The 26,824-nt window shown below is 41.2% G+C and carries 19 protein-coding genes and 1 pseudogene; 11 read left to right on the top strand and 9 right to left on the bottom strand.

All coding sequences use genetic code 11. From position 1 onward, the window contains the following. Nucleotides 1-145 precede the first annotated feature (145 nt). Both MST16_RS13090 and MST16_RS13085 read right to left on the bottom strand, forming a co-directional pair. The gene (locus MST16_RS13090) at nucleotides 146-2,278 is read right to left on the bottom strand and encodes a 3-hydroxyacyl-CoA dehydrogenase NAD-binding domain-containing protein (RefSeq protein WP_180011617.1); all 2,133 of its coding nucleotides are present in this window, start codon (nucleotides 2,276-2,278) and stop codon (nucleotides 146-148) included. An 11-nt stretch (nucleotides 2,279-2,289) separates the two neighbouring features. Continuing rightward, on the bottom strand, nucleotides 2,290-3,495 hold the full coding sequence (locus MST16_RS13085; protein ID WP_180011615.1) for an acetyl-CoA C-acetyltransferase: 1,206 nt from the start codon (nucleotides 3,493-3,495) through the stop codon (nucleotides 2,290-2,292). 68 nt (nucleotides 3,496-3,563) lie between these two features. On the opposite strand from MST16_RS13085, the gene MST16_RS13080 reads away from it, so the two are divergent. Next, a complete protein-coding gene (locus MST16_RS13080) occupies nucleotides 3,564-3,971 on the top strand; it encodes a hypothetical protein (protein WP_257224652.1) in 408 nt (135 codons plus the stop codon). A gap of 50 nt (nucleotides 3,972-4,021) precedes the next feature. On the opposite strand, the gene MST16_RS13075 is transcribed toward MST16_RS13080, so the two are convergent. Beyond that, complete coding sequence (locus tag MST16_RS13075; protein WP_078190094.1) at nucleotides 4,022-5,032, bottom strand: AraC family transcriptional regulator; 1,011 nt, start codon at nucleotides 5,030-5,032, stop codon at nucleotides 4,022-4,024. A gap of 210 nt (nucleotides 5,033-5,242) precedes the next feature. Here MST16_RS13075 and MST16_RS13070 point away from each other — a divergent pair, with 210 nt between their 5' ends. From MST16_RS13070 to MST16_RS13050, 5 genes are all read left to right on the top strand, one after another. Further along, on the top strand, nucleotides 5,243-6,364 hold the full coding sequence (locus MST16_RS13070; RefSeq protein ID WP_180011613.1) for a CaiB/BaiF CoA-transferase family protein: 1,122 nt from the start codon (nucleotides 5,243-5,245) through the stop codon (nucleotides 6,362-6,364). A 216-nt stretch (nucleotides 6,365-6,580) separates the two neighbouring features. Beyond that, complete coding sequence (locus tag MST16_RS13065) at nucleotides 6,581-7,819, top strand: carbohydrate porin (RefSeq protein ID WP_257224654.1); 1,239 nt, start codon at nucleotides 6,581-6,583, stop codon at nucleotides 7,817-7,819. Between the two features lie 171 nt (nucleotides 7,820-7,990). Continuing rightward, entirely contained in the window at nucleotides 7,991-10,396 is a 2,406-nt protein-coding gene (locus MST16_RS13060) for a glucose/quinate/shikimate family membrane-bound PQQ-dependent dehydrogenase (RefSeq protein WP_180011609.1), read from the top strand. Nucleotides 10,397-10,661: 265 nt separating this feature from the next. Then, nucleotides 10,662-12,305, top strand: a complete 1,644-nt coding sequence (locus tag MST16_RS13055; RefSeq protein ID WP_078194255.1) for a nitrite/sulfite reductase — start codon at nucleotides 10,662-10,664, stop codon at nucleotides 12,303-12,305. Next, nucleotides 12,298-12,783, top strand: coding sequence for a DUF934 domain-containing protein (locus MST16_RS13050; protein ID WP_168379542.1), 486 nt, complete (start codon nucleotides 12,298-12,300; stop codon nucleotides 12,781-12,783). The genes MST16_RS13055 and MST16_RS13050 overlap by 8 nt, the downstream gene beginning before the upstream one ends. Before the next feature lie 69 nt (nucleotides 12,784-12,852). Here MST16_RS13050 and MST16_RS13045 read toward each other — a convergent pair whose 3' ends face one another. The 3 genes from MST16_RS13045 to MST16_RS13035 form a co-directional block, all read right to left on the bottom strand. Next, a complete protein-coding gene (locus tag MST16_RS13045; protein ID WP_180011607.1) occupies nucleotides 12,853-13,302 on the bottom strand; it encodes a VOC family protein in 450 nt (149 codons plus the stop codon). Between the two features lie 207 nt (nucleotides 13,303-13,509). After that, the gene (locus MST16_RS13040; RefSeq protein WP_180011606.1) at nucleotides 13,510-14,685 is read right to left on the bottom strand and encodes a thiolase family protein; all 1,176 of its coding nucleotides are present in this window, start codon (nucleotides 14,683-14,685) and stop codon (nucleotides 13,510-13,512) included. A gap of 113 nt (nucleotides 14,686-14,798) precedes the next feature. Continuing rightward, nucleotides 14,799-15,320, bottom strand: a complete 522-nt coding sequence (locus MST16_RS13035; protein WP_180011604.1) for a GspH/FimT family pseudopilin — start codon at nucleotides 15,318-15,320, stop codon at nucleotides 14,799-14,801. 377 nt (nucleotides 15,321-15,697) lie between these two features. Between MST16_RS13035 and omp38 the strand changes: the two genes are divergently transcribed. Beyond that, a complete protein-coding gene (omp38, locus tag MST16_RS13030; RefSeq protein WP_180005113.1) occupies nucleotides 15,698-16,756 on the top strand; it encodes an outer membrane protein Omp38 in 1,059 nt (352 codons plus the stop codon). A 431-nt stretch (nucleotides 16,757-17,187) separates the two neighbouring features. Further along, nucleotides 17,188-19,365: pseudogene (locus tag MST16_RS13025) on the top strand (TonB-dependent receptor). A 93-nt stretch (nucleotides 19,366-19,458) separates the two neighbouring features. On the opposite strand, the gene MST16_RS13020 reads toward MST16_RS13025, so the two are convergent. The 3 genes from MST16_RS13020 to MST16_RS13010 form a co-directional block, all read right to left on the bottom strand. Beyond that, nucleotides 19,459-20,520, bottom strand: coding sequence for an SDR family oxidoreductase (locus MST16_RS13020; protein ID WP_373683069.1), 1,062 nt, complete (start codon nucleotides 20,518-20,520; stop codon nucleotides 19,459-19,461). Nucleotides 20,521-20,872: 352 nt separating this feature from the next. Further along, nucleotides 20,873-22,198 carry an ISNCY family transposase gene (locus MST16_RS13015; protein WP_180012554.1) on the bottom strand — a complete coding sequence of 442 codons (1,326 nt, stop codon included), beginning with the start codon at nucleotides 22,196-22,198 and terminating at the stop codon, nucleotides 20,873-20,875. Nucleotides 22,199-22,359: 161 nt separating this feature from the next. Next, a complete protein-coding gene (locus MST16_RS13010) occupies nucleotides 22,360-23,148 on the bottom strand; it encodes a hypothetical protein (protein ID WP_180011991.1) in 789 nt (262 codons plus the stop codon). 190 nt (nucleotides 23,149-23,338) lie between these two features. On the opposite strand from MST16_RS13010, the gene MST16_RS13005 reads away from it, so the two are divergent. The 3 genes from MST16_RS13005 (at nucleotide 23,339) to bfr (ending at nucleotide 26,819) form a co-directional block, all read left to right on the top strand. Then, nucleotides 23,339-24,664, top strand: a complete 1,326-nt coding sequence (locus tag MST16_RS13005; protein WP_111886140.1) for an ISNCY family transposase — start codon at nucleotides 23,339-23,341, stop codon at nucleotides 24,662-24,664. Nucleotides 24,665-25,018: 354 nt separating this feature from the next. Further along, entirely contained in the window at nucleotides 25,019-25,993 is a 975-nt protein-coding gene (gene rlmF / locus MST16_RS13000) for a 23S rRNA (adenine(1618)-N(6))-methyltransferase RlmF (RefSeq protein WP_180011989.1), read from the top strand. A gap of 361 nt (nucleotides 25,994-26,354) precedes the next feature. Then, nucleotides 26,355-26,819, top strand: a complete 465-nt coding sequence (gene bfr, locus MST16_RS12995; protein WP_067762676.1) for a bacterioferritin — start codon at nucleotides 26,355-26,357, stop codon at nucleotides 26,817-26,819. The last annotated feature ends 5 nt before the right edge of the window (nucleotides 26,820-26,824 follow it).

Genomic DNA, 26,824 nt, shown 5'->3' with positions numbered 1-26,824 from the left:
TGTTACTTTATAACATAAAACAGATGAGAGTTCGCGTAAAATCTAGACTTGTTTGCAAACACGCGACTGCGAAGGAAAATCAAAAGGAGCCGAAGCTCCTTTTGATGTGATTGAACAGCAAAATTTGCATGCTCAAAATGAATAATTAAATATTCTCAGCTTTCGCCACTTTGTCTTTCAGCAATTGCGGTGCTTTGAAGCGTTCGCCATATTTTGCTTCTAGTGTATTGGCACGAAGTAACGCTTTTTCCAAACCATATTGATTTAAAAATTGAAGTGCACCACCTGTCCAAGGGGCAAAACCAATCCCGAAGATTGAACCGATATTGCCATCGACAGTCGATTCCAAAACACCTTCTTCTAGGCAGCGTAAGGTATCGAGTGACTGTACAAACAGGAAGCGGTCAATCATTTCCTGTTCAGAAATAGCATTATCTTTCTGCCATTTGCTTAATCCATCCCAGAGATGCTTTTTACCGCCTTCAGGGTATTCATAAAAGCCTGCGCCGGCAGCTTTACCTTTGCGTCCGAACTCATGAATCATCGTCTGAATTACCTCATCCGCACCTGAGCGAGGCAAGTCTTTGCCTTCGGCTTGCAAGGCTTTACGTGTCTCGGCCGCAACATGCTCAGAGAGTGTTAAAGACACTTCATCTTGAATCGCCAATGGGCCTACAGGCATGCCAGCTTTTAGTGCAGCCATTTCAATGCGGGCAGGGTGTACGCCTTCAGACAGCAGACGTAAACCTTCTTGCACAAAGGTGCCGAAGACACGGCTGGTAAAGAAACCGCGGCTGTCATTGACTACAATTGGCGTTTTACCAATTTGCTGCACATAGTCATAGGCTTTGGCTAAGGTTTCAGCCGACGTGTTTTTACCTTTAATAATTTCGACCAATTGCATTTTGTCGACAGGACTAAAGAAATGTAAGCCAATAAAGCTACTTTGATCTTGAGATGCATTGGCTAAGCCTGAAATTGGTAATGTTGATGTATTGGATGCCATCACACCATTGGCTGCCAAGTAACTTTCTGCTTCTTGTGTCACTTTGGCTTTCAGTTCGACATTTTCAAATACCGCTTCAATGATTAAGTCACAGCCTTGTAGGTCGGCAGCATCTGCAGTGGCATGAATCAGTCCTAAGACTTGATCACGTTTTTCTGCACTTAAACGGCCTTGAGTTACTTTTTTATCCAGCAGTTTTTGGCTAGAGGCTTTGCCTTTTTCAGCAGCTTCTACAGAGATATCTTTAAGTACAACAGCAATGCCTTTTGATGCTGTGGCATAAGCGATGCCTGCACCCATCATGCCTGCGCCTAAAATGCCGACTTTAGTGGCTTGCCATTTCACGACGTCTTTTGGTCGGCTTGCACCTGACTTAATGGCATTGAGACCATGCCAGAAGGTGCCGATCATATTTTTAGAAATTTGACCGGTTGCAAGGTAAGTAAAGTAACGTGATTCAATCGTGAGCGCCGTATCAACATCGACCTGAGCGCCTTCAACAGCAGCCGACATAATGGCTTCAGGCGCAGGGTAACAGCCCTTGGTTTTGTCACGTAGCATAGCAGGGGCAATGGCGAGCATTTGCGCCACAGCTGGAGTTGATGGCGAGCCACCCGGAATTTTATAACCTTTTACATCATAGGGCTGCTGTGATTTTGGGTTGGCTTTGACCCACGTAATGGCTTTGTCCATCAATTCTTCAAGGCTATCTGCAGTGTCTTGAATCAGCCCCAATGATTTGGCTTTTTCGACACCAATTTGTTTGCCTTCCATCAAGAGCGGAAATGCATTTTGCAGACCCAATAAACGTACCATACGAACAATACCGCCACCACCCGGCAGTAAACCTAAGGTTACTTCAGGTAAGCCAAATTTCGCTTTAGCATCATTAAGGGCGATTCGATAATGACAGCCAAGAGCTAACTCCCAGCCACCGCCCAGCGCTGTGCCATTTAAGGCTGCGACAACAGGAATGCCACGGGTTTCGATATAACGCAGTTTGGCTTTCATCTCTTCAATCATATTGAAGAATTCTGTCGCATGCTCAGGTGTAGCTTGAATCAGTTCGTCTAAGTCGCCGCCGGCAAAGAAGGTTTTTTTTGCGGAACGAAAAATAATCCCTGCAATATTTTCATCTGCTTGCAGTTTGTCTACCGTTTCAGCCAGTGCCGTGCGGAAATCTGCATTCATGGTGTTGGCAGATTGGTTTGGAGAATCTAAAGTTAAAATGACGATATTGTCGGCATTTTTTTCAAATTGAATTGCGCTCATTTTTATTCTCCTTATACCAACTCAATAATCGTTGCGATGCCCATACCGCCACCCACGCAAAGTGTTGCTAAGCCGCGTTTTTTACCTTGGCGTTCTAGTTCATCCATCAGGGTGCCTAAAATCATGGCGCCTGTTGCACCCAGCGGATGTCCTAATGCAATTGCACCGCCATTCACATTGACTTTGGCAGGGTCCACCTTGAGTTCGGTGATAAAACGCATCACCACAGCTGCAAAAGCTTCATTCACTTCAAATAGGTCAATATCATCAATTGTTAGGCCAGCTTTAGCTAAGGCTTTACGTGCAGCAGGAGCAGGGCCAGTCAGCATAATGGTTGGGTCTGCACCCACCAATGCCGTGGCAAGCACTTTGGCACGCGGTTTTAGGCCTTGTTCTTTGATCGCTTTTTCAGAGGCAAGCAATACTACGGCAGCACCATCAACGATGCCCGATGAGTTCCCTGCATGGTGTACATGGTTAACAGCACCCACTTCAGGATATTTTTGCAAGGCGATGGCATCAAAGCCCATTTGCCCCATCATGGCAAAACTTGGGTTGAGCCTGCCCAAGCCTTCTGCTGTGGTCGTTGGTTTAATAAATTCATCTTTGGCTAAAACAGTGACGCCTGCTTTGTCTTTAACTGGAACGACAGATTGGTCAAAATAACCATTGGCTTGCGCTGCGGCTGCTTTTTGCTGAGAGTTGGCTGCAAAGGCATCCACATCTGCTCGGCTGTAACCTTCAATGGTGGCAATTAAATCGGCTCCAATGCCTTGTGGAATAAAGTCACAGGCCATATTGGTTTCAGGGTCAAGCGCCCAAGGACCGCCATCTGAGCCCATCGGCACACGAGACATCGACTCTACACCGCCAGCCACCACCAGATCTTCCCAGCCAGAGCGGACCTTTTGCGCAGCCATATTGACTGCTTCTAAACCTGAGGCGCAAAAACGGTTGATCTGAACACCTGCCACATCATTGTCCCAACCTGCTGCAATGGCTGCGGTTTTGGCAATGTCCGCACCTTGGTCACCAATGGGGGTCACGCAGCCCAGTACAATGTCGTCTACTGCAGCGGTGTCAAATTGATGTCGGTTTTGTAATTCGTTCAATAAACCGGTCAGTAGGCTAATCGGTTTAACGGCATGTAGTGAACCGTCTTTTTTTCCTTTGCCGCGCGGTGTGCGAATGGCATCAATGATGTAAGCCTCGCTCATAATCCTGTCCCTATGATCTATAAATTTTTATTGGTTTTTTGAGTGTACGGATTAATCAAGCCAGTGCAATGATGAGAACGGTTGAGTCGTTTGATATTTTTGGTCAACGCTTGCTGCTGAATAAGGTCAAAATCAACCTGCATATTGAAAGCGAGGATCGGCTAAGATCAGTTGCTATCGATTCAGTACAAATTGAAGATCAGCTTATGCATAAAAATGTGAAGCGAGTGTTAAAAGGTCTGGCTTGGTTAGTACTAGTAGGCTGCTTAGGTTTTGTATGCTTGATCGGTTTTTATATTTATATGATCTATGGCATTCATCCTTCAGATGAAGGGACTGGCGGCTTAGCCTGTGAGTATGATCGCAATGATCATGTGACTAAGGCAGAAATGTATCGGATACAGGATGGCAAACGCGTGATCACGCCCGTCGATCCAATACTTTGCCAAAAACAACGCGCAGATTTTCCGAAATAAAAAAACCTGATCGAGATCAGGTTTTAGAGAATGCTAGTTTTGATTATTGCTTAGTGATAACCATGCAGTTGACGGTAAAGGCCTGGTGTTACACCGGTCCACTTTTTAAATGCACGGTGGAAAGTACTGGTTTCACTAAAACCGACTTGCTGTGCAACATCTTCAAGCGTTAAGTCTGGGTTAAGCAATAAGTGAATTGCAGCATCTCGACGTAAAGCATCTTTTACACCTTGGTAGCTCTTACCTTCAGCGGCTAAACGACGACGTAGTGTTTGCGGCGATAGATACAGCATTGAAGCAACATCGTTCAAGGTTGGCATTTCTTCGCCAATTTGACTCTTCAGCACATCACGGATACGAGATGTTAATGAATTGGTATTTTTAAATTTAACCAATAACTGTGCAGGAGCCGCTTTTAAGAATTCTTCAAGCGTTTCTTCGTTTTGACGAATGGGTAAATCTAAATAATCCGCTGCAAATGTAATTTCAGTTCGTGGTGTATCAAACTGCATTACAGGTGCAAAAAACAAGGCATCATATTCGTCAGCATGTTCAGGACGTTCATAACCGAAGTGTACGCGTTCTAAAGGCAGACGACGTTCAATCAACCAAGAAGCGAGACCATGCCAAATCATCAGCATACTTTCTGTAATGAAATGGTCTGGGTCCATAGATTTCGGAATTTGAGGAACTAAACGTGCTTCGTGTTTATCACGTTCTAGTGTTACCGACCATTCATCACCAAACAGTTTGTAGAACTGTGAAGACAATTCAAGTGCATCACCGAGTGTTTTTGCATGAATAATCAATTGGCACATAATGGCAAAAGTACCCAAGCGGCGCGGCTGAATATCAAAACCGACGTGTTCGTCTTGGGTCACCATCCACAACATTTTAATAAAACGTGTGTATTGTTCAGGTGAAATACGCGCTTTGGGTTGGCGTAGAAGTTCAGCCTCAATGCCAACATGAGACAATAAAGTTTCGACATCCATGCCGAGACGTTTCACACCAGTTAAGGCTGCGTTGACGAAATGGATACTGATCGTATCACGACTCATGTTTAATCCTTCAGTCTCTTTAATGTTCACAAATGTTTGACCTAAATGACGCTAAAAAAAGAAATCATGGCAATTTACAACAGCGGTTTTACCATTTTTACATGGTAAATTGCCGAAACTATCAAGGTAAATGGCTGAACATGACATTGTTTTAATCATTTTATATTTCTACCATGGATAAAAAATCTACACAATTAGAGAAAAATATCCATGGAAGCTGCTTTAAAAGGATTGAAAGTACTCGACTTTTCGACATTACTCCCAGGGCCATTTGCGACCTTGTATTTGGCTGACATGGGTGCGGAAGTTGTGCATATTGAGTCACCGACGCGTCCCGATCTAGTTCGTTTGATGCCACCTTATGCCAATGGGCAAGCCACAGCGCATAGTTATTTAAATCGCAATAAACAATCCATCGCATTAGATTTAAAAGATCCGAAAAGTATTGAATTGATCAAAGCCAAAATTTCAGATTTTGATATTGTGGTAGAACAATTTCGTCCAGGTGTCATGCAACGCTTGGGTTTGGATTATGCAGTTTTGGCCGAAATTAATCCGCGACTTATTTATTGCTCGATTACGGGTTATGGTCAAACCGGACATTACAAAGACCGTGCAGGGCATGACATCAATTACTTGGCTTTATCGGGCATTTCAGGTCATAGCGGACGCCAAGACAGTGGCCCGCCCCCGATGGGGATTCAAATTGCCGATGTGGCAGGCGGATCAATGCATGCGCTTACTGGCATCTTAGCTGCGGTGATTGAGCGTTACCGTAGCGGCTTAGGACAATATATTGATATTTCCATGACCGATTGCGCCGTAGCATTGAACAATATGGCTGCAGCTGGCGTATTGGCTGCCAATGCGGTAACAGCCGCAGAAACTGCACATCTGAATGGCGGAAGTTTCTATGACTATTATCGAACCCAAGATGGTCGCTATCTGTCTATAGGTGGTTTGGAGCCACAGTTTTTACATGGATTGGCGCAAATTCTAGATTTACCCGCTTTAGCAACGCAAGGCATGTCATTTGATCCGCAAGACCAAACTGAAATTAAGCATGCAATTGCCCGAAAAATACTAACCAAAACATGGGCTGAGTGGAAAAAGATTTTTGCCTCTCGAGATGTCTGTGTGGAACCAGTTTTAAGTTTGGACGAAGCTCTAAATTCACAATTGGCCCAAGAGCGGCATTGGTGTGTTGAAGTTCCGCTACAAGAAGGCGACACAATGACACAAACTCAACTGGCATGTCCGATTAAATTTTCTAGATCAGCATTGATTTATACCCATGTGGGTAAAACTTTAGGTGCGGATAATTGGTTATGAATGGTATAAAAAAAGGTGATAAGTTAAACAATAAAACCTTTAAAATCTCTTAATTAGATAAACATCTATGTAAATATTGAGAGTTGTTAACAAAAAAATAAATAAATTATACAAATGTGAGAGTATTATATGAACTATTAACACAATTGGTATATAGGTCTCCAAATGAAAATAGCTGTGAGTAAACTTGGATCTTTATATCTTAGCCTCGGAATAATGCTTGCGGGTTCAGCAACCCAAGCGGCAACTACTGCAGATGCTTTCAGTTCTGAAAGCCCATGGATGTTCGGTGATTGGAACGGTCAACGAACAGCGCTTCAACAGAAAGGTTACGATTTTAGTTTTAGTTATGGTGGCGAATTAGCCACTTTGTTAGATGCAAAGCATGCTTCTAGTCATAGCACTGAATATGCGGACCAATTCGCGATTGGGGCACATCTCGATTTAGAAAAAATTGCGGGTTGGAAAGATACCGAAGCACAAATCAATATCACTGAACGTAATGGTCGTTCATTGTCTCAAACTTCAGATGCATTAAATGGTCATTTAAGTGCAACACAAGAAGTGTGGGGTCGTGGTCAAACTTGGCGTTTGACTGATTTTTGGATCAAGAAAAAATTCTTAGACCAAAAATTAGATATTAAAGTCGGTCGTTTCGGTGAAGGTGAAGATTTCAACAGCTTTGACTGTGACTTTCAAAACTTAGCACTTTGTGGCTCACAAGTGGGTAACTGGGTCGGTGACCAATGGTACAACTGGCCAGTCAGCCAATGGGCTGCTCGCGTGAAATATAACATTCAGCCTGAACTCTACGCACAAGTCGGGGTTTATGAATACAACCCTGAAAATCTAAAACGTGGTAAAGGTTGGAACTTGAGTACCGATGGTTCTAAAGGTGCGATTATTCCTGCTGAAGTGGTGTGGACTCCAAAAGTGGGGACACAAAAGCTTCCGGGTGAATACCGTGCAGGTTACTACTACAGTACCGCTGATGCCGATGTCATTGATAGCCCAGTAAATGAAAAAGATCACCATCAAGGTGGTTGGATTGTGGCGAAACAACAACTGACAGCACACAAAGACGATGCCTCACGTGGCTTAAGCGGTTTTGTGAATGTCACCGTGCATGACTCAGACACCAACAATGTGAGTGATATGCAAAACATTGGCTTGGTCTACAAAGGTGCATTCGATGCACGTCCTCAGGATGAAATTGCGATTGGTTTAGGTCGTATCAGCATTAATGATGATGTGAATGATGCCAATATTGCCAATAACAGCGTTGATGCACGCGGTCTACAAAGTGAAGAGTATGACGCAGAAATTTACTACGGTATTCATGCGGCAAACTGGCTGACTATTCGTCCTAATATTCAATATATCCGTCACGTTGGTGCTTACAAAAATGGTGAGAATGCGTGGGTCGGCGGTATCAAATTTCAAACAGCATTTTAATTGATGTCCAATTAGAGTTCTTATAAAAGCAATTCGGTAATTCTGAGAAGAATTACGACATTTCCCCCTTGAATTGTTTTTGTAACAACTTCTCTTTGCGACATAAAAACGGTGGTGCGTTGAATGAGTTTCACGCACCAAATACAACATTCGACAATAGAGGTGGTCAACATGAGCAACCCATCTACTGGAACTGGGATGCGAACATTTACCGTCGTTGTGATGGCAATTTTCGCCTTGGTTCTATTGATTGGTGGTATCTGGCTGGCAGTCCTTGGCGGTTCTTGGTACTACATTATCGCCGGCCTGTTAATGCTGGCTTCAGCAATATACTTAAGAAAAATTCAAAACAGTTCTTTATACATTTATGCAGCGTTGATGCTGGGTACAGTGATTTGGGGACTATGGGAGGCAGGTTCTGACTTTTGGGCACTTGCACCGCGTTTTGATATTTTAGGCTTATTGGGCCTTTGGTTACTGATTCCTGCCGTGACACGCGGTATGGAAAATGGCAAAACTGCGAAAATTACATTATCAGGCACACTGGTGATTGCGATTATCGTGATGATCTATTCAATTTTTAATGATCCGCAAGAAATTCACGGTGAAATTAAAAATGCACAACCTCAAACAGCCAAAGCGATTGAGGGTATTGCTCCTGAAGATTGGCCTGCCTATGGTCGTACACAAGGTGGTGTACGTTATTCTCCACTTGCTCAAATCAATAGCGACAACGTTAAAGATTTAGAAGTAGCATGGACTTTCCGTACAGGTGAGTTACCAACAGAAAATGACTCAGGTGAAACCACAAACCAAGTCACTCCGATTAAAGTCGGCAATGACATGTTTATGTGTACAACTCACCAACGTTTAATTGCACTTGATCCTGCGACAGGTAAACAAAAATGGGCATTCGATCCTAAACTTAAAGCGGACAATACCTATCAACATTTAACATGTCGTGGTGTGTCTTATTTTGACGCTGCAAATACCACTCAGTTTGCAAAAAGCTTAGAGAACAAACGCTCGACTTCAACTGAATGTCCGCGCAAAGTGATCTTGCCTGTAAATGATGGTCGTTTGGTTGCAGTCAATGCTGACACAGGTAAAGCATGTAGTGATTTTGGTCATAACGGCGAAGTCGATCTACAAAAAGATATGCCTTATCCGTATCCGGGCGGTTATATCCCAACTTCACCTCCAGTGGTTACTGGCACAACCATTGTGATTGGCGGTTCAACAACTGATAACTTCTCGACTAAAGAGCCATCTGGTGTCATCCGTGGTTATGATGTCAATACCGGTGAATTATTGTGGATCTTTGATACAGGGGCGGAAGATCCAAATGCCATGCCAGGCGAAGGTCAAAAATACTCTGTAGCCTCACCGAATGCATGGGCACCTTTAGCATATGACGAAAAACTTGACATCGTTTATGTGCCAACAGGTGTAGGCACACCAGACATTTTTGGTGGTCACCGTACGTCTTTAGATGAACGCTATGCAAACTCAATGCTTGCGATCAATGCATCGACTGGTAAATTGATCTGGAACTTCCAAACCACGCATCATGATTTGTGGGATATGGATGTACCATCACAACCTTCATTGGCAGATATCAAAGATAAATCAGGTAATATTGTTCCTGCGATCTATGTCTTAACCAAAACAGGTAATGCATTCGTCCTTGACCGTCGTACCGGTAAAGCGATTGTGCCAATCACCGAAAAAGCGGTTCCACAAACTGTAAAACGTGGTCCACAAACTAAAGGTGAGCATTATTCTGCAACTCAACCGTTCTCTGATTTTGATTTAGCACCAAAAGATAAATTGACTGATAAACAAATGTGGGGTGCCACTATGTTTGACCAGTTGATGTGTCGTGTGTATTTCAAATCATTAAACTACGACGGTATTTATACACCACCTTCTGAAAATGGCACATTAGTATTCCCAGGTAACCTTGGGGTATTTGAATGGGGTGGTATGTCGGTGAACCAAGACCGTCAAGTTGCTGTGATGAACCCAATTGGCTTGCCATTTGTCACTAAGTTGATTCCTACAGATCCAAACCGTGAGCAAACTGCGAAAGGTGCGGGTACTGAACAAGGCGTGCAACCGATGTATGGCGTACCTTATGGTGTGGAAATCAAAGCCTTCTTGTCACCACTTGGCTTACCTTGTAAACAACCTTCATGGGGCTTTACTGCAGGTGTAGATTTAAATACACATGAAGTGGTCTGGAAAAAACGTATAGGTACAATTCGTGACAGTTTACCGAAATTGTTCCAATTACCTGCTGTGAAAATTGGTGTACCGGGTCTTGGTGGATCAATCTCGACTGCTGGTAATGTCATGTTTGTAGGCGCAACACAAGATAACTATATCCGTGCAATCAATGTAACGAATGGTGATACTTTGTGGGAAGGTCGTCTACCAGCAGGTGGTCAAGCGACTCCAATGACTTATGAAGCAAATGGTAAACAATATGTTGTGATCATGGCTGGTGGTCATGGTTCATTTGGTACAAAACTTGGTGATTACCTTGTTGCGTATGCATTACCAGATAAAAAATAAGTGATTTTACATCGCTAAATAAAAAGCCCGATTTATCGGGCTTTTTATTGGCTGAAATTCTTTATGTAAATTTATGCTAAGTAATGGAGAAATAATTCAATATATTAATAAATAAAAAGTAAATGACCGGAATCCGCTATATCAGTGAAATTGCGACAGTCTTATCAATAAAATCGCTATTAAATATGTAAAAAACGCATTTTCTTGATAGATAAAATCTCGTTATGCTGTGCATTGTTATAATAGAAATTACTAGCTGTACGCCATGTATTTATATACTGATTTTGACCAGCAACTGGTTAATGAACGTGTTGCACAGTTCCGTGATCAAACGGAACGTTATTTAGCAGGTAAATTGACGGAAGATGAATACCGTCCACTGCGTCTTCAAAACGGCCTTTATGTACAACGTTATGCACCGATGCTACGTATTGCAGTACCTTATGGCCTGATGAATTCTAAACAATTACGTAAAATTGCGTCATTGGCTCAGGACTATGACCGTGGTTATGCGCACGTATCTACTCGTCAAAACATTCAGTTTAACTGGCCTGCACTAGAAAATGTGCCTGATATGTTACAAGAGCTCGCATCTGTTCAAATGCATGCGATTCAAACTTCGGGTAACTGTATTCGTAACACAACCACTGACCAATATGCAGGTGTGGTTGCAGGTGAAATTGCTGACCCACGCCCAACGTGTGAATTGATTCGTCAATGGTCAACTTTCCACCCAGAATTCGCTTTCTTGCCACGTAAGTTCAAGATTGCAGTTTCAGCACTGGAAGAAACTGATCGTGCGGCAACGTCTTTCCATGATATCGGTGTGTATATCGTGAAAAATGAAGCAGGCGAGATTGGCTATAAAATCAAAGTTGGTGGTGGTTTAGGCCGTACCCCAGTGATTGGTAGCTTTATTCGTGACTTCTTGCCACGTGAAGATTTGATTGCTTATTTAGAAGCGGTACTTCGTGTATACAACTTACACGGTCGTCGTGATAACAAATATAAAGCACGTATCAAAATTTTGGTGAAAGCATTAACACCAGAAGTATTTGCAGAGAAAGTGGAAGCTGAATTTGCACATACCATCAAAACTTTAAAAATTGATGCTGATACCTTGGCGAAAATGGATGAGAACTTCACACCATTTGATTACCAAGATTATGCGGATGAAGATTTTGCAGAGCAATTTGCCGCAGAGCCGAAATTTAAACAATGGTTCAACATCAACACCAATGCACATAAAGTCAAAGGTTACCGCATCGTTACGATTTCTTTGAAACGTGCGGGTATTGCACCGGGCGATATGACTGTTGAAGAAATGAATCTGATTGCTGACTTGGCTGACAAATATACCTTTGGTGAGTTCCGTACCACACATGAGCAAAACATTGCGCTTGTTGATGTACCGCAAAAAGATTTGTTTGATCTATGGAAAATCCTTGATCAACATAATCTTGCACGTGCGCATATTGGGTTCTTAACCGACATCATTTGCTGCCCAGGTGGTGATTTCTGTTCATTGGCAAATGCGAAATCGATTCCAATTTCTGAAGCCATTACACGTCGTTTTGATGACTTAGATACCATTTACAATTTAGGTAAATTGGATCTGAACATCTCTGGTTGTATGAATGCGTGTGGTCACCACCATGTCGGTAATATCGGTATTTTAGGTGTAGATAAAAAGGGTGCTGAGTTCTATCAAATCACTTTGGGTGGTAATGCCGACCATGATGCATCAATTGGTGACATCTTAGGCCCATCATTTGCAGCCGAAGTTGTACCAGACATCATTGAAGAAATCTTAAATACTTATCTAGACCTTCGTGCAGAAGGCGAAGAGTTTATTGATACTTACCGCCGTGTTGGCATCCAACCATTTAAGGAGCGTGCATATGCTTAATACAGCACTACAAGTCCTCTCTAAAGATGGCTCGATTGCAGACAATACTTACCAAGTCATTGGTGAAGATGGTGTGTTGCCACAAGGTGACGTGGTTTTAACAGTTGAGCAGTTAGATCAACTTGCGAATGTGTCTGGTAAAAAAGCACTTTTCGTAACGGTGGATGCTTCACCTGAAACCAATGAATTCCCGCTTGACCAGTTAGATGCTATTTTCATCGAATTTGCCGGTTTTAATGATGGTCGTGGCTATTCATTTGCTGCATTGTTACGTCGCCAAGGTTTCCAAGGCGAACTACGTGCGACAGGTGATGTATTCAAAGATGTGTTGAACTACATGAAGCGTTCAGGTTTTGATACATTTGTGGTGAAAGAAGGTAAAGATATTGCTGAAGCTGCTGCTGGCTTAGGTGATTTTACCAATCCATACCAAGCTTCAACTGCTGTGCCGCAAGCGCATTATCAAACAGGTGCTTAAGTGCCTTGATCAATAAAAAAGCCTCCATTCGGAGGCTTTTTTATTGATCGAAATACTTTTAATGAGTGATTATTCATTTTTAAGCTGGCAATTGACCATCCATTTAATACCGAACTGATCGGTAAATGCGCCATAGAGTGCACCCCAAAAGGTCTTTTCGAGAGGCATTTCTATAGAGCCTCCTTTGGACAAGCCATCAAACAGTCGTTTGGCTTCAGCTTGTTCACTACTGTCTAAATTAATCGAAATATAGTGATTGCTGCCTACGGTAAAGGGTTGATTGGTTTGTGCACAAAATTGTTCGTTGACATCAGAGGCCATCAGCACGGTAAATTCATTGATTGGCAAGGAAATATGCAGAATCTTTTGCTGATCTGCATCGGACAAAGAAATGCCTTCCTCAGCAGGCATATCACCATAACGCATCACATTGAGGAATTCTCCACCAAATACAGAACGATAAAAATTAAAGGCTGCCTCGGTATTGCCTTGAAAATTCAAGTAGTGATTGAGCTGCATAAAAAGTCATCCATTTTTATTATGTCGACATTTATTTTAAGAGCCTTTACTGAGCTGTATGTGAACAATTTATGTCTAAAATGTAAGCATAAAAAAACCCTCTTACAGAGGGGTTTTCAGTATCCCTCCTGTATTAAAGGAGGGGTTAGGGGAGGATTAAAGAATATTTCCTCTAAATCACTCTTTACGAAGGGAATCTACAGTGCTTTAAAGCAATTCAATCGCCACAGCAGTCGCTTCACCACCACCAATACATAGCGCTGCAATACCACGTTTACCACCAGTACGTTTTAATGCATGGATCAGCGTTAGGATAATACGTGAACCGGTAGAACCAACTGGATGTCCAAGCGCACAAGCACCACCGTTGATATTTACTTTTTCAGCATCTAATTTAAATTCATCAATTGGGCACATCGTTACCATGGCAAAGGCTTCATTGATTTCCCATAAATCCACATCAGCAACATTCCAACCCGATTTATCTAGAACTTTTTGAATTGCGCCCACAGGTGCAATAGTAAATTCTGAAGGATGCTGTGAATTTGATGCATAAGCCACAATTTTTGCGAGCGGATTTAAACCTTTTGCTGAAGCTTGATCTGCTGATGTTAAAACTAAAGCAGATGCGCCATCAGAAATAGAACTGGCATTGGCAGCGGTAATCGTTCCATCTTTAGCAAAAGCAGGGCGCAGCGTTGGAATTTTTTCGATATTAGCGTTAAAAGGCTGTTCGTCTTTATCGATAATCACATCGCCTTTACGACTCGAAACAGTGACAGGCACGATTTCGTCAGCAAAATATCCCTCAGTAATTGCAGTTTGCGCACGTTTAAGCGAGCGAATGGCGAAGTCATCCATTTGTTCACGTGTATAGCCTTTTGTGTTTGCCATATCCTGCGCAAAAGACCCCATGAGTCGGCCCGTTTCTGCATCTTCTAGGCCATCTAAGAACATATGATCTTTAACGTCACCGTGGCCCATACGGTAGCCAGCTCGTGCTTTGGTCAAAACATAAGGGGCATTGGTCATTGACTCCATACCACCTGCAACCACGACTTGAGCCGAACCTGCCTTAATCATATCTGCCGCTTGCATCACGGCCTTCATACCTGAACCACACAGCTTGTTGATGGTTACGGCACCAGTTGAATCTGGAAGACCAGCTTTACGCATCGCTTGACGGGCAGGACCTTGTTTCAGACCAGCCGGAAGCACACAGCCCATAATGACTTCTTCAACATCTGTCGGTTGTAAACCCGCGCGTTCGATGGCTGCTTTAATCGTAACTGCGCCTAATTCTGGTGCAGTGACAGCGGCTAAACTCCCTTGAAAACCACCCATTGCTGTACGGGCACCATTCACGATGACGATATCAGTCATTACATGTCTCCATTTTCTTATACATTAATTTTTGAATACGTCAGCAGTATAAGTAAAATTGAACAGGAATAAAGCAAATTTAAAAGGCTGCTTTGGACTCACCGGTTCTCAAATTAGCAACTGGTTGGGTTTTCAAATCGTAAATGTCCCATTCGACTTAAGACTGCTCGGATCGGTTGAAGCGTTGATTTCGAACAGTAGTAGAAACTACCATTTGAACCATTGGGTAAACCGGAGCTGGCCTGAAAGGTTAGGCTCGGAATGTGTAAAGTCCCACGCCAAGACAGATCGCCATATTTTAAATTGAGTTTATCTTGCAGCAATATTTTTTCATTTGCGTCGACTTGGCGGTTTTTATTACTGTCAATAAATATGATCAGTCCATTGTTCCAGTTGTTAGGTTGGCAAAGTTTAAAGTCAAGACTAGGACAAATCACAATATTGGAATGATAAATAGTGGCCTGAGCTCGTGCGAATGCATTGTGATTTTGAATAGTCGATTTGATGTTATTCGCTTCTCGCTGCGCCATTAAATTGTTGAAATGTGGTAAAGCTATCGTCACGATAATGACCATAATCGCAATTGAGACCAAAAGTTCAAATAACGTAAAGCCGGTTTCTTTATTGTAAAGCATTGATTTAATCCAAAATTTAATATTATTTTTATATGTCTAATGTTATATGTGTTTTTAATGGCGATATTAATTTTGAGTATAGAATTTTATTACTCAATTTTAGATAAAGCTGTTAAAATGAAAATAGCAAGTGACAATAGGCGATTCACTGCTCAAAATTGAGTAAAAATTTACCGAATTACAACGGAAATTGTAAGTAATTTTGTCAATAATTTACTTGATTAGATTAATCAAGCACTTGGAAAAAGAATAAAGTGTTTGTATGATTCAGCGTAAATAGCTTAAAAAAAAACTGGGGTATAAGAAAGCCTATCTCAGGATAGCCAATTTTTCGGCTTGAGCTTGAACAACAATTGTTATCTCTGGAGGATAAATCCATGAAAATGAGTCGTATTGCATTAGCAATGCTCGTAGCTGCTCCTTTAGCAGCTGCAAACGCAGGCGTAACTGTTACTCCATTAATGCTTGGTTACACTTTCCAAGATTCTCAACACAACAACAGCCGTGGTAACTTAACTGAAAGTCCTGAGCTACAAGATGACTTGTTTGTTGGTGCAGCACTTGGTGTTGAATTAACTCCATGGTTAGGTTTCGAAGCTGAATATAACCAAGTTAAAGGTGATGTAGACGTTGATTTCGGCGAATACAAACAAACTCAAATCAACGGTAACTTCTATGCTACTTCTGATTTGATCACTAAAAACTATGACAGCAAAGTTAAGCCATATGTATTGTTGGGTGCTGGTCACTACAAATACAAATTTGACGAAGCTGCTGCTCGTGGTTTAGCTCCATCTGCACAAGCTCGTGGTACTACTGAAGAAGGTACTTTGGGTAATGCTGGTTTAGGTGCTTTCTGGCGCTTAAACGATGCTTTATCTCTACGTACTGAAGCTCGTGCTACTTACAACATCGATGAAGATTTCTGGAACTACACAGCTTTAGCTGGTCTTAACGTAGTTCTTGGCGGTCACTTGAAACCTGCTGCTCCTGTAGTTGAAGTTGCTCCAGTTGCTCCAGTTGCTCCAGTTGCTCCAGCTCCTCAAGAGTTGACTGAAGATCTTAACATGGAACTTCGTGTGTTCTTTGATACAAACAAATCTAACATCAAAGATCAATACAAACCTGAAATCGCTAAAGTTGCTGAAAAATTAGGTGAATACCCTAATGCTACAGCTAACATCGAAGGTCACACAGATAACACTGGTCCACGTGCTCTAAACGAACGTTTATCACTAGCTCGTGCTAACTCTGTTAAATCTTCACTTGTTAACGAATACAACGTTGACCCAGCTCGTTTATCTACTCAAGGTTTCGCGTGGGATCAACCGATCGCTGACAACAACACTAAAGAAGGCCGTGCTATGAACCGTCGCGTATTCGCTACGATTTCTGGTAGCCGTACTGTAGTGGCTCAACCTGGTCAAGCTCAATAATTCGAGTTTAACTTCGGTTAGAAAAAAGCGGCTCTTTTGAGTCGCTTTTTTTTGTTAAAAATTTAAAAAAGGAGATTTAAATTTGGCTAAATGGCACTAACGCAAAAGCGTTGTTTACTTCTAAATAATCGTTGGATGTAAAAGGATTTATCTATTCATGTGGTAATTAAGCATGTAAAAATTCAAACTATTGTATATTAATTAATCATCTGTTTGCCTAAGAGATTTAATTGAACATAACCAGGTTGTATTTTTATTTTTTATAAAAGCAATAAAAAACAATTATTTATATTTGTATTATCTACAATTTATAAAAAATGAATATTTATATTTTTCATTAAAAAAATATTATCATCGAGATTCATGATGCAGTTAAGAATTATTCTAAATATAGTAATGATTCTTATTCAAATAAAACTAATCTTGAAATGATGAATAATTTTGCAAAAACACACTTAGTCCGTGCGATTTCAATCGCGATCTTAGGGGTGGGTACATCTGCAGCAGTGAATGCAGCAGAGCGAACCGTGCTTGAAACAATTGAAGTTGAGGTGCCAGCCGAAAAGCAGCTTGCAAATGGAAAATTGAAAGCGTAGACAGACCTTGGTGCACTGGGAAATAAAAAAATTGTTGATACGCCATTTAGCGTTGCTGCATATAGTGAAAAGTTAATTGAAGAACAGCAGGCTAGGACAGTTGGTGAAGTTTTAAAAAATGATGCGAGTATCCGTATTACAACCAACCAAGGTCATATAAACGAAAACTTTAATATTCGTGGCTTTGACATCAATCACGATGACATTGCACTCAATGGTATCTATGGTATGGCGCCTTATGGACGCGTACCGACTGAATTTCTAGATTCGGTAACGGTTTTAAAAGGCCCGAATGCCTTAGTTGCTGGGATGTCACCAGCAGGTGGGGTCGGTGGTGTGGTCATCGCTAAAACTAAGCGTGCAGATAAAGAAAAAACTCAAGTTTCAGCTTCAATGGAAGAAGGTGGTTTTTACCAATCAGGTTTTGACGTTTCGCGACGTTTTGGTGCTGAAAAAGAATTTGGTCTACGTGTGAATGGTGCTTATGGTCAAGGTGAGCACATTATTGAAGGCATGGAAGATAAACATGCATCAGGTGCAATTGCTGCAGACTATACAACGGATAAGTTAAAACTTAATTTTGATGCCTATGCGGTACGTGATGATCGTAATGGTGGGTCACCTGCAATGGCCGCGTTCGGCGTGAAAGATGCACATGGTCATATCTATAATGGCGTACTTGATGCGCCTAAAGGCGATACCAATTATTTTAGTAATTTAGAAGGTCATACAGATAGTGAGTTTGTAGGATTAAGTGGTGAATATGCATTCACGCCTGATTTAAATGTGTATGCGGGTGTAGGGTATATTGAAAAGGCCTATAGCGGACACATTTTTGGTACGCGTCTTATCGTAGGGCAAGCTGATGGTCATGCTACTTCACAGTACTATCGTACAGGGTCATCTGAGTCGATTACATCAGCCAATACAGGTTTCCAATATAAGTTTAATACAGGTGCTGTAAAACATGCTGTAAATGTTCGAGCTGATTATTTGACCAAAGAAACAGATCAGCATGTTGCGGCAACACAAGAGAAAATTAATTCAACTAATTTGTATGATCCTGATAAGACTGTAGGAATGCCTTCTGCGTACCCAGTGGTTAAACCGAATTTAGATAATAAATATACTAGCTATACGGTATCTGATCAGATTTCAATGTTGGATGATAAGTTACAATTTATTGTTGGTGCACGTTATCAAGATATCGACACCAAGAATTTACAGAAAAAAACAGGCTATCAAGACGATAAAATATCCCCAAGCTTAGGTATTGTGGTTAAACCATTTGGTGAGAATATTTCTATTTATGTAAACTATGTTGAAGGTCTTTCTGAAGGTGTAACGGTGAATAACGTTGCAGATGCCAACAATAATGTCACCTTTGCGCCATTCCAAACCAAACAATATGAATTGGGTGCTAAATATCAAACAGGTAGTTGGTTAAATACATTTGCACTGTATCAAATTGAAAAACCATCGACGATGTCTTCTGATTATTCTGATGGAATTACCGGCAGTAGTGTTAATCAAATCACAACAGATGATGCAGAAACACGTTCACGTGGCGTCGAATGGGTATTTTCTGGAGAGATTTATACAGGACTAAATCTGATGGGTAGTTTGGCGTATATTGATGCTGAATATACCAAAGCAGCGGTGAAAAGTGGCGTAACTAATCAAGGTAATACGGTATATGGTATTCCTGACTTTACCGCAACACTCAGCTTGGATTATGCAGTGCCGTATGTGGATGGTTTGAATGTCAATGCACGTGCAAACTACGTGAGTGAACAGTACTTAAATGAAACCAATACACTTAAACTGCCAGACTACACAATTTTAGATCTTGGTGCGCGCTATAAAACTCAATTAGGTGGTGTGAACACAACGTTCTTAGCGAATATTGATAACGTGACTGATGAAAAATATTGGGAAGGTACATTTAACTCAGGCTATGCCTTAGTGGGTGGTCCACGTACCTATAAAGTTGGCTTAACATTCGACTTTTAAATAACCAATACACGTCAATTCAAAAAGCCACCTATTTAAGGTGGCTTTTTTTCAAACTAATTGAGCAAGTTATTAGCTTAATGAATGTCTAATTTAGGGAATATATTGCTTCACCACACCATCATCCAGCAGCTGCTGAAAATGTTCAACAAGACTGGTTTCAATATTGCGGTAGCTGATGCCTAGCTCGGACTTACTTTTGTCGGCATTGAAGTAGATTGGAAAACCCATATTCAGCTCAACAAAAGACTTGGAAAAACCTGCCAGCGGGCCAAACAATTTAAATGCGGCTTTAGGCAACTGGTTGCGCGGGAAGGGGAATTTTGGACCAAAGTGCTGGCGCAGAATTTTGCCCATTTCCAGCAGGCTGAGCGTGCCGCCGCTGATAATATAACGGCCTTTTGCATTTGGGTTAAAGGCTGCTTGCAAGTGTGCATCCGCAACATCACGGACATCTACAATGCCATTCCACATCGGCGGTACACCTGCGAGGGTCATACCGTTAGCAAACTGCTCAAGCACTTCAACGCTGCCAGACTTGGTCATCGCAGTTAGTGAAGGGCCAAGAACCAGCGCTGGGTTGACACAAACCAGTTCCCAGCGGTTTTGTGCTTTTTGCATATCCCAAGCTTTGCGCTCCGCCATGACTTTTGAATATGGATAGGGCTGATGGGTTTCAGAGCTGGTGGTGTTCCAGTGAGACTCATCAAATTGGTTATTTGCTGTTTGCTTAATGTCGATCGCATCGCCATAAGTTGAAGCAATACTGGATGTCACCACCACGCGTTTTACAGATTCTGTTTGGTTGACGCTGTTTAATACATTTTCTGTGCCTATTACCGCAGGCTCAATAATATCTTTTACTGCATCTTTATAGTTGGTCACTACAAAAGGGGATGCCATATGGATCACAATTTCACAGCCTTGCATGGCTTCATCAAAGGCATGCGGTGTAAGTAAATTGGCTTCAAACAGTTTGAATGTGCCAGTACTTTGGTTTGCGATATTCTCTAAGTGAGCAAAGCTTTTTTTCTTATTCAGATCGCGTACGGTGGCGTGAACTGTATGTCCTTGTTCAAGCAGATTTTTAATGACCCAGCTGGCAATATAGCCTGTGGCGCCTGTAACGAGTATCGGTGTTGTCTTGGTATTCATGTTCTTCAACTTTAATTGACGCATTTTTTATCATATTGAGAATATTTAGTTTTGTCTTTGATTAATTTGAAAAAATATATTTTTATTATTGAGTTTAATGTGCTCTAAATTCAGCAGAAATCTCATGAGAGCGCTACAAAAGTGATTTTTTATTGATCTTAAAAATGCTCAGATGGGATGAGTGTTGGATAGATGCATATTCTTATGATTATGGGCGCAAAATCTCATAAATAAATGGACAAAGAGTCATATCTAACTTGTGAGCTTTAATTTAAAGCCTAGATCTTAGGTCTAGGCTTCTTCTGTTATTCCCAAGTAGAAATGTCCTACCTAATAACCAAATAGAAATGTCCTATATGGACATTTCCAAGTCAAGCACAGGATTTAGATTTCGTTGTTCAATCGCTGTTTTCTGTGCTTGTCTACGTGGCATCTTTTGAGAACGATTGCGTTTGTTTTGGTGTTCCAGTTGTTCATGCTGTTGTTGAATATGTGCCAGCACAGAACCCAAACGTTTATTCTCAACGATCTCTCTCTGGTTGAGCTGACTTAATTTATCAAAGATGCTGTAATTGATTTTTCTTCCCTGATATTCAATGGCTACAGTACCATCCGGATATTCCAAGAACTCAAGATACTTGCCGACCAATCTTTGATTTTCTTCGCTGTTTTCCAAGATATATACGCATTTATCATAAGTAATCGTCAAGCTGTTCGTGACCCTGCGGGGTTCACGCCAGGTAAAAACATCATCTAATTCTTCGGCTGTTTCAGCGATAGGCCGATGTAGATCCTTGGGATTAAAAGCCATCTTGGCGAATTTACGATTAAATTGCTCAATAAAGCACGGCAGCCACTTATTGGCATCTGCAATTGAACTGATGCCTTCTAAACGCATCTCCTTAATCAGACGATCCTGAAGTGTTCTATTCGCTCGTTCTACACGACCTTTGGCTTGAGGGGAGTTAGCGAAAATGATATCGATATTGAGAGTGCTCAGAACACGTCCAAACTGGGTAATCTTGGTGTCTTTCTTGCTACTTTGATTCACCCTAAAAACTGAATGTTTGTCACTGTAAAATGCCAATGGCTTACCATGCTGTTCGATATATAAACGTGTCGAAATCATATAGTCAAAGGCTGACTCTGACGCACAGAAGCGTAAATGCTGCAAGTTTCCTGTGGCATCATCGATGAATACTAGCAGACAGCATTTAGGTGCTCGACCTTCAAACCAATCATGGTGTGAGCCATCAATTTGGATCAATTCACCATAACAATCTCGGTTATAACGAGGCTGATATGGTCGTTTCAGGCGCTTGCAGCGAGGGATCCATAAATCGGCTGCAATCATCCAAGAACGTAGTGTTTCCACTGAAATATCAAATCCATGAACAGTGGTGAGCTTTTCATGCGCTAAAGTGGGTCCGAAACCATAAAGTTGATCTGAAACAATATTGAGACACTTAAGTCTGAGTTCTTCAGGAAGTTTAGAATTGCTGATTTGGCCACGAGCGGCATGGGCTAATGCAGCGGGACCTTGAGCTTTGTATTTCTGCAGTAAGCGTCTGATCTGACGTTCTGAGATATGAAGTAGCTGAGCAGCCTGAGGTTGAGTTATGCGTTGATCGCAGATTTCTTGCAAGACCGACAATCGTTTAAGTTCTTTATCCGACATAGACACCAACATATCAAACCGTCCGCTTCGATAATCGCAAAAGCGCATATTCTAAAAGCGGACATTTTTACTTTGGAGAAACCGGACATTTCTACTTTGGGCTTACAAGTTAGTATTCGTATAGCGTGTATTATGTTAATTTTAGGGGAACTTAATATTCATTATCCATCTAAATCAAATATATCTAGAGAATCAACATACGGTAAGATCATATAATTATGATCTGATAAATGTCGTTTCAACCTACTACTAGTTTCTTGATTATAAGAATAAATGTTATCTAATTCTTCGAAGAGAGAATCCAGTTTCTCTAAGGTAAAGCTTGGCTTCTTGATAAAAAATAATAAACTCGCACCTAAGCCAACATATTCTAGATCAAAATTCTTATCCAAATATTGGATTAAACTGAAAGATTCAAAAGGAGATAGATCACAACTAAAATATCCATTGAGCTGTGCTGCAAATTTTTCATGATCATTTTCAGAATTAACTAATTTAATTTGAATAACTTCATCTAAAATTTTTTCAGGCTGCTCATTAATTTTTAATAAAACAGATAGGTCTTGATCACTATAATTAAATTTTCCATGTAGATCATGAATGTTCACCTTATTTTCAGATCTTAATAATTGATCAATATGATACTTAACCTGAAATGGCAGGGTGTTGTCATAGCTTATATCTTCATCTTCACCCTCTTCAATAATTTCCGATGTATCAAAATAAAGTCCATCTCCCATCGAAGCATGCATAGACGTATATTCACACTGTCCTATATCTTCTAAAAGCATTAACACTTTCTTAGGAGCATTTTTTGCTTTAATTTCTAAATACAAATTGAGAACATCTTTCCAAGATTTAGATTCACTAATTGTTGCAAAACACAACAATTCTTGAGCCTCATCACTTAAAAGGGGATTTGCTTTCTTTTCGATATTAAGTGTAGTCATAAGATTTTTAGAAAGTTAACTGAAGCCAAGAATTATGTCAGATCTCCTCCATTTAACATAATGGCTGTTATACGAAATGAAAATGTAAGCCCAAAGTAGAAATGTCCGGTTTCTCCAAAGTAAAAATGTCCGCTTTTAGAATATGCACTTTTGCAATTTTCTTAGCGGACGGTTTGATATGTTGGTGTCTATGTCGGATAAAGAACTTAAACGATTGTCGGTCTTGCAGGAAATCTGTGATCAACGCATAACCCAGTCCCAAGCTGCTCAGCTACTTCATATTTCAGAGCGTCAGATCAGACGTTTATTGCAAAAATACAAAGCTCAAGGCCCAGCTGCATTAGCCCATGCCGGTCGTGGTCAAATCAGCAATTCCAGGCTTCCTGAAGAGCTCAGACTCAAGTGCCTCAATATTGTTTCTGATCAACTGCATGGTTTCGGACCCACTTTAGCGCATGAAAAGCTCACCACCGTTCATGGCTTTGATATTTCAGTGGAAACACTGCGTTCCTGGATGATTGCAGCCGATTTATGGATTCCTCGCGCCAAGCGTCTGAAACGCCCGTATCAGCCTCGTTATAACCGGGACTGTTATGGTGAACTGATCCAAATCGATGGCTCACACCATGACTGGTTTGAAGGTCGAGCCCCTAAATGCTGTCTGCTGGTATTTATCGATGATGCCACAGGCAAATTACAGCATTTACGCTTCTGTGAGTCGGAATCAACCTTTGACTATATGATTTCAACACGTTTGTATGTTGAGCAGCATGGTAAGCCTTTAGCCTTCTACAGCGATAAACATTCAGTCTTCAGGGTGAATCAAAGCAGTAAGAAAGACACCAAGATTACCCAGTTTGGGCGCGTACTCAGCACCCTGAATATCGATATTATCTTCGCTAATTCACCACAGGCCAAAGGCCGTGTAGAACGAGCCAATAGAACGCTTCAGGACCGTCTGATCAAAGAAATGCGTCTGGAAGGCATCAGTTCGATTGCCGAAGCCAATGCCTGGCTACCCTGCTTCATTGAGCAGTTCAATCAGAAGTTTGCCAAGATGGCCTTTAATCCCAAGGATCTACACCGGACTGTCACTGAAACAGCCGAAGAATTAGATGATATTTTTACCTGGCGTGAACCCCGCAGAGTCACGAATAGCCTGACGATCACTTATGATAAATGCGTATATCTCCTGGAAAACACGGAAGAAAACCAAAGATTGATTGGCAAGTATCTTGAGTTTCTGGAATACCCGGATAGTACAGTCGCGATTGAATATCAGGGAAGAAAAATCAATTACAGCATCTTCGATAAATTAAGTCAGCTCAACCAGCGAGAGATTGTTGAAAATAAACGTTTGGGTTCTGTATTAGCCCATATTCAACAGCAGCATGAAGAACTAGAACAACAAAATAAACGCAATCGTTCTCAAAAGATGCCAAGCAGACGTGCACAGAAAACAGCAATTCAAGAACGAAATCTAAATCCTGTGCTTGACTTGGAAATGTCCATATAGGACATTTCTATTTGGTTATTAGGTAGGACATTTCTACTTTGGAATAACACTAACTTTTATTTCATATAAATCATTATTTTATGCTGATATGAAAAGCCCTATCATCACAGATTGGGCTTTTTTGTTGATTCTTCATCTTCCACGGTTTTTTTAATGAAATCTAATGCTATAGCAACCAAAAATGTACAGATTAAATAAGAATAGATGTCCACGTGGTTATTGATTTGCAGAAAGACAAATAACAGGTTGGGGGAGCAATTGGGGGGTAAATTCACGTACAATATCAACTAATTTGCAGGTAGATATCCTGCCTTATCAGATGATTCTGTTCTCCCGTTGAATATTGGCATACATATGGCGCAAGCAAAGAAATCTTTTCCGCAGCAAAAGTCGGAATTACATGCACGAAATCTGCACCGTAGTCGTTACGATTTTCCTCAGTTAATCAAGAGCTGTAAGGAACTTGCACCTTTTGTCAGCCCAAATAAATATAATGATTTATCGGTAGATTTTTCTGATCCGCACGCTGTGAAAATGCTCAACAAAGCATTGCTCAAGCATTTTTATGGCATTCAATATTGGGATATTCCTCAAGATTATCTTTGCCCACCTATTCCGGGTAGAGCGGACTATATCCACTATATAGCTGACCTGTTGAGTGCAAACAATAAAGGGCAGATTCCAACTGGACACGCCGTTCAAGTCTTAGATATTGGGGTTGGCGCGAACTGTATTTATCCGATCATTGGTCATCGGAGCTATGGTTGGAAATTTGTCGGCTCAGACATACATGCTGCATCGGTTAAAAGTGCTCAATTTATTGTGGAGGCCAATCCGAATCTGCGTAAAGGGATTCAGATTCGATTGCAGAAGACAGCGAGCAATATTTTCAATGGTGTGATTAAACCTTCAGATCGTTTTGATTTGACCATGTGTAATCCACCATTTCATGCCTCGCAAGATGAAGCCAACGCGACAGCAACGCAAAAATTAAGAAAACTGGGTAAGCCAGTTAATCGGACCAAGGTGGTATTGAACTTTGGTGGTCAAAAGAACGAACTCTGGTGTGATGGTGGTGAAGAACGATTTGTCTGCCAAATGGTGCAAGAGAGTATTCATTTTGCTGAGCAATGCCTTTGGTTTAGTACGCTGGTTTCCAAGAAAACAACATTGCCCGTGCTTTTAAAGGCCTTAGCGAAGAGCGGCGCAGTGGATGTGAAAACCATTAAAATGACGCAGGGACAAAAAGAAAGCCGTTTTGTCGCTTGGACTTTTCTAGATTTAAGGCAACAGCAAGCGTGGAAGAATGCACGTTGGACTTCAGCTTAAGTCTGTCTTCGTTGGAGATTTTCGCCTTGTCTTTGACAGCAATGCATAGGGCATCAATATAAAGTTTCCCATAGCGATAAGCTCAGTGTGTTGAATCAATCAGGAGATATTTTTGCTAAACAAGACGCATTGTTAATTGTTACAAAAAACAGCATCCAGCGATTTTTGATTATTTCGTGTTCTAAATGCCTTAAATTTTCTGCAAGGGCTTCTTTTATATGTGAAAAATGCGCGGAATTGAACTGCAAATGCGTATGTTTATCATTTAAATTTTATATAAATCATAAACTTACAAAAATTATATTTTGCATTCATTTTGAAACTTGTCCATAATATTTGAAAAGGGTATGGAGTGAAGAAAATGCGTGGCAATCCAGAAGTCGTAGACTACTTAAATATGCTGATCGGTGGCGAACTGGCTGCTCGTGATCAATACTTAATTCATTCCCGTATGTATGAAGATTGGGGCTTAAGTAAAATCTTTGAACGTATCGATCATGAAAGCCAAGAAGAAGGCTCACATGCAGATGCATTGATTCGGCGCGTATTGTTCCTTGAAGGAACGCCGAATATGAATCGTGATGATATTGAAGTCGGTACAGACGTTGTGACTTGTTTAAAAGCGGATTTGGCGCTTGAATATCATGTTCGTGAGAAACTTGCACAAGGCGTAAAATTGTGTGAAGAAAAGGGTGACTATGTGACCCGTGATATGCTCCGTCAGCAAATGTCAGATACTGAAGAAGATCATACTTACTGGCTTGAAAAGCAAATGCGTTTGATCGAACTTATTGGTCTACCAAACTATATTCAGTCTCAAATGTAATTTAA

The organism is Acinetobacter sp. YH16040_T (assembly GCF_024605785.1).
Classification (GTDB): Bacteria; Pseudomonadota; Gammaproteobacteria; order Pseudomonadales; family Moraxellaceae; genus Acinetobacter; species Acinetobacter amyesii.
The sequence above is the reverse complement of the archived record's forward strand: the minus strand, read 5'-3'. Positions and strand labels throughout refer to the sequence as shown.

What these genes read in the sequence shown, in the direction of transcription:
- MST16_RS13090 (WP_180011617.1), bottom strand. Translation starts at nt 2,278, where the DNA reads ATGAGCGCAATTCAATTTGAAAAAAATGCCGACAATATCGTCATTTTA.
- MST16_RS13085 (WP_180011615.1), bottom strand. Translation starts at nt 3,495, where the DNA reads ATGAGCGAGGCTTACATCATTGATGCCATTCGCACACCGCGCGGCAAA.
- MST16_RS13080 (WP_257224652.1), top strand. Translation starts at nt 3,564, where the DNA reads ATGATGAGAACGGTTGAGTCGTTTGATATTTTTGGTCAACGCTTGCTG.
- MST16_RS13075 (WP_078190094.1), bottom strand. Translation starts at nt 5,032, where the DNA reads ATGAGTCGTGATACGATCAGTATCCATTTCGTCAACGCAGCCTTAACT.
- MST16_RS13070 (WP_180011613.1), top strand. Translation starts at nt 5,243, where the DNA reads ATGGAAGCTGCTTTAAAAGGATTGAAAGTACTCGACTTTTCGACATTA.
- MST16_RS13065 (WP_257224654.1), top strand. Translation starts at nt 6,581, where the DNA reads ATGCTTGCGGGTTCAGCAACCCAAGCGGCAACTACTGCAGATGCTTTC.
- MST16_RS13060 (WP_180011609.1), top strand. Translation starts at nt 7,991, where the DNA reads ATGAGCAACCCATCTACTGGAACTGGGATGCGAACATTTACCGTCGTT.
- MST16_RS13055 (WP_078194255.1), top strand. Translation starts at nt 10,662, where the DNA reads ATGTATTTATATACTGATTTTGACCAGCAACTGGTTAATGAACGTGTT.
- MST16_RS13050 (WP_168379542.1), top strand. Translation starts at nt 12,298, where the DNA reads ATGCTTAATACAGCACTACAAGTCCTCTCTAAAGATGGCTCGATTGCA.
- MST16_RS13045 (WP_180011607.1), bottom strand. Translation starts at nt 13,302, where the DNA reads ATGCAGCTCAATCACTACTTGAATTTTCAAGGCAATACCGAGGCAGCC.
- MST16_RS13040 (WP_180011606.1), bottom strand. Translation starts at nt 14,685, where the DNA reads ATGACTGATATCGTCATCGTGAATGGTGCCCGTACAGCAATGGGTGGT.
- MST16_RS13035 (WP_180011604.1), bottom strand. Translation starts at nt 15,320, where the DNA reads ATGCTTTACAATAAAGAAACCGGCTTTACGTTATTTGAACTTTTGGTC.
- omp38 (WP_180005113.1), top strand. Translation starts at nt 15,698, where the DNA reads ATGAAAATGAGTCGTATTGCATTAGCAATGCTCGTAGCTGCTCCTTTA.
- MST16_RS13020 (WP_373683069.1), bottom strand. Translation starts at nt 20,520, where the DNA reads ATGAATACCAAGACAACACCGATACTCGTTACAGGCGCCACAGGCTAT.
- MST16_RS13015 (WP_180012554.1), bottom strand. Translation starts at nt 22,198, where the DNA reads ATGTCGGATAAAGAACTTAAACGATTGTCGGTCTTGCAAGAAATCTGC.
- MST16_RS13010 (WP_180011991.1), bottom strand. Translation starts at nt 23,148, where the DNA reads ATGACTACACTTAATATCGAAAAGAAAGCAAATCCCCTTTTAAGTGAT.
- MST16_RS13005 (WP_111886140.1), top strand. Translation starts at nt 23,339, where the DNA reads ATGTCGGATAAAGAACTTAAACGATTGTCGGTCTTGCAGGAAATCTGT.
- rlmF (WP_180011989.1), top strand. Translation starts at nt 25,019, where the DNA reads ATGGCGCAAGCAAAGAAATCTTTTCCGCAGCAAAAGTCGGAATTACAT.
- bfr (WP_067762676.1), top strand. Translation starts at nt 26,355, where the DNA reads ATGCGTGGCAATCCAGAAGTCGTAGACTACTTAAATATGCTGATCGGT.